This window comes from uncultured Allobosea sp. (assembly GCF_945957345.1).
GTDB lineage: Bacteria > Pseudomonadota > Alphaproteobacteria > Rhizobiales > Beijerinckiaceae > Allobosea.
Genome location: NZ_CAMFKW010000038.1, coordinates 11,582 through 14,841, shown reverse-complemented (window position 1 = coordinate 14,841; position 3,260 = coordinate 11,582). Strand labels below are relative to the sequence as shown.

Sequence of the window (3,260 nt, the reverse complement as noted above, 5' to 3'; positions counted from 1 at the left end):
CGCCCATCTCCTAGCGACCCAGGGGCGGGCTCTGCGGCCGCGCCCCTGCCTTTCAGCTCGTCAGGCCTCCGCATGGAAGGCGTGGCGAGGTCGTCCTCGTGCAGCCGGGGCCTGGAAGCCCCGCCCGCTCAGGCGCTCTTGGCGGCCTTGGCCTTCGGAGCGGGCGGCGCCGTATCAGCCTCCGCCGGCACGCTCGCCGGGGCACCGATACGCTCGGCGATCGGCGTGAGGTTCGAGAGCGAGCCGAGATGCTGGTAGATCAGCTCCAGCTCGTCGGCCTGCATCAGCTCGGCCAGCTGCTCGCCGCTCAGGGCCTTCAGCTTGTCGCGATTGACGACGCTGAAACCCGAAAGCGTCGCGCGCTGGCCGCTGCGCAGCGTGAACTGCGCCTGCATCGGCTCGAGCAGGCCCATGGCCTCGAGCCGCGCGACGAAGAGTTTCGTACGCTGGAACTGGACCTGGTAGGCCTGGAGGAAGCCGAGCACGTTCTGCAGATACTGCGTGCGCTCGCCATCGGCATCGAACAGCCGCTCGCCCTTGCCCTCGTCGTTGCAGCCGGCGAACTCCTCGTCGACGCAGAGCGTGAACACCGCGTCGGCCTCGTTCGGATTGTCGCTGGAAAAGACGAACGGATAGCGGCGCAGAAAAGCCGGCACGTATTTGCCGGTCCATCCACCCTGCTCGTCGACATGGAGGTTCTCGGCGTCGCGGATGCCGAGCAGCGCGACCGGGATGATCTCGCCGGCATTGCCGCCAAAGACAATTGTGTATTCCGGCGCGGCGCTGGCGAACTCGGCCACCATCAGCGGCACCGAGTTCACATCGCGTGCAAAATCATAGCTGGACCCGGCCTTGATCGACCACGATCCGTGCCTTTGGCGCGTCACCGGGACCGCGCGTTCGTAAATCAGAAGCTGCTTCGCCATCGCTCTGCCCTCGCGCTCCGGCTGAGGGCGGCCGAATTCGCATCGGTGTCCGATAGCAGGGTCTGAAAGATTTGATGAGGAATCAGCGATTCAATTGTCTTGATTGAGCGTCTCAACCCGGTAACCGAACGAAAGATTGGGGGTTAAGCGAGGCTCTGCACTCATCGCTTCTGCCTTGACCCGCTGCCGCGTCGCCACGGCTCGGCGCCGAGATCGATCGCGTCCTTTGCGGGGGCAGGACCGATGCGCACGGTTCTTTTACTTCTCGACCGCTACGTAAGCGCCTGGATTGCTCGGATCAGCGGGAACAATCCGGCTCAGCAGGACTTCGTCTGCTGGCGATTTTTCGATCGCCGAGGCTCAGGACCGATCCGCGACCTGAGCGACCGATGCTTTGGGAACCGGGCCTCGCCGCCGTGACTGCACTGCCTCGCCTGCATTATGTGACGTCCGGCCTGCAGCCCGCCGAGGCCTTCCCGCTCTGGAGCGAAGTCTTGTCACCGCTCTTCGAACCGCGTCCGAACGGTTCGAACAAGACGCCGGTCGGCTCGGCCGCCGGCATCATTCTAGGCGGTACCCTGATCGCGCGCGTGACGTTCAACAGCCAGGATTTCGTCCGCGATGCGGGGCGCTGCGCGGCCACGCCACATCATCTGATGTTCCATCTTTATCTGAGCGGCGGCTTCACCGGAAGCATCACCGGCCAGCAGACGACGATCTGGCCGGGACAGGTCGCCTTGATCGATCTCGCAGAGGCTGTCGAGACCCGCGCCTCCACCTCCGACACCATCGCGCTGATCGTTCCACGGCGTCTGCTGAACGGCCACGTCGTGAATTCGCTCCGGCCCAAGCTGGACAGCATCCGCAACCGGCTTCTCGCGGCGCATCTGTCGTCCTTGCGCGCGAACAGCCTGGTGCTGACCCGCGACGAGGCGGCTCGCGCGGAGAAGGACATGCTGCAGACGCTGAACCGCCTGCTTGACCTCTCCGCCCCCATTCCTGCCGAGGTCGAGCGATTGTCCGATGCCAGCCTGATGAAGCTCGCCGAAGCGGCGGTCCAGAATCAGATCACCTCACCGGACCTCTCGCCGGACAGCCTTGCCGCCGAGCTCAAGGTTTCGCGCGCGACGCTCTACCGCCTCTTTACGTCGCATGGCGGAATCATGCGTTACGTCCAGGAACGGCGCCTGTTCGCGATGCAGTCGGCCTTGTCCGACCCGCTGGAGCATCGCACGCTGGCGCGGCTGGCAGCCGATCTCGGCTTTCGCAGCGACGCCCATTTCAGCCGCAGTTTCAAAGCTCAGTTCGGTATGACGGCGAGCGCGTACCGCGCGCAGCAGAGAGAGATGACGGCACGCTCGGAGCTGACGAGCACCGACATCGTCAAAGAATGGTGGAGCCGCTCGGTGGCGAGCTGACGCGGTTGAGAGGAGAAAGAGTCTCGGCCTCGTCGCCGAACTTGGCGAGATAGGCCGAGTTCAGGCCGAGGCATTCCGTCGATGCGCAGGCGTCGCGGTGGACGCATTGATAAAAGCCGTTGCGCGCGAACTCTGTCCAGAAATCCTCGTCGATATGCAGCTCGGGCTGGGCATTGACCAGCGCGTCGCCCAACTCGCCGAGCAGGCATTGCGGGAAATTCTTGACCTCGACTTTGCGGCCGAGCGCTCTGGCATCCGCGATCGCGGCGCGAAGATGGGGCAGCACGTCGCCATGGCGCGCGACAAGGTCCTTCTCGTCACGCTCCGCCATGGGAAAATAGACCCAGAACTCCATCTGCGCGAGCCGCTTGAGTTCGGAGAGGGCCGCGACGATACCCGGCAGCAGCGGATAGCTCAGCCGCGTCACGACCGTATTGGTGATGCTGAGAACCCCCGGCAGCGTGTCGAGGAATGCGAGGCCCCTGAGCGCTCGCTCAAAAGAGCCCTTCACCAGAGTGATGCCGTCATGGCTGGCGGCATCGGCACCGGCAATGCTGACGAAGAACTCGTTGACGCCAGCCTCGACCAACCGCCGTGCATAGCTCGGCTGGCCGAGATGCATCCCATGGGTCTGGATCCGCACGCGCTCGAAGCCGCAGGCCCTGGCCCGCCCCACCAACTGCGGCAAATCCTTCCGCAAGGTGATCTCGGAGCCGGTCAGGATCAGCCCGCGCCAGCGGCGCTCCCTTCGATTGAGCCGCAGCACCTCCTCGAAATGCCCGTCGCTCTCCGGACGCAGCCGATCCATCGTGCCCTCGATCATGCAGTGCACGCATCTGAGGTTGCAGCGGAACTCCATCGTCAGGGAGACGTAGTCCGCATGCCCGAGAGGCTGGAGAACGGGCGCTTCGCTCAT

The 3,260-nt window shown here is 64.7% G+C and carries 3 protein-coding genes; 1 reads left to right on the top strand and 2 read right to left on the bottom strand.

Annotated features, from left to right (window positions below; genetic code table 11):
* Positions 1-128 precede the first annotated feature (128 nt).
* Complete coding sequence (locus Q0Q36_RS18000) at positions 129-926, bottom strand: SapC family protein (protein WP_293800002.1); 798 nt, start codon at positions 924-926, stop codon at positions 129-131.
* Between the two features lie 389 nt (positions 927-1,315).
* Between Q0Q36_RS18000 and Q0Q36_RS17995 the strand changes: the two genes are divergently transcribed.
* Positions 1,316-2,344 carry a helix-turn-helix domain-containing protein gene (locus Q0Q36_RS17995; RefSeq protein WP_293800000.1) on the top strand — a complete coding sequence of 343 codons (1,029 nt, stop codon included), beginning with the start codon at positions 1,316-1,318 and terminating at the stop codon, positions 2,342-2,344.
* Here the strand turns inward: Q0Q36_RS17995 and Q0Q36_RS17990 are convergent.
* Complete coding sequence (locus Q0Q36_RS17990) at positions 2,310-3,260, bottom strand: radical SAM protein (protein ID WP_293799998.1); 951 nt, start codon at positions 3,258-3,260, stop codon at positions 2,310-2,312. The genes Q0Q36_RS17995 and Q0Q36_RS17990 overlap by 35 nt on opposite strands.

Excerpts from the sequence above, each read along its gene's own strand:
- Q0Q36_RS18000 (WP_293800002.1), bottom strand. The coding sequence starts at position 926 with ATGGCGAAGCAGCTTCTGATTTACGAACGCGCGGTCCCGGTGACGCGC.
- Q0Q36_RS17995 (WP_293800000.1), top strand. The coding sequence starts at position 1,316 with ATGCTTTGGGAACCGGGCCTCGCCGCCGTGACTGCACTGCCTCGCCTG.
- Q0Q36_RS17990 (WP_293799998.1), bottom strand. The coding sequence starts at position 3,260 with ATGAGCGAAGCGCCCGTTCTCCAGCCTCTCGGGCATGCGGACTACGTC.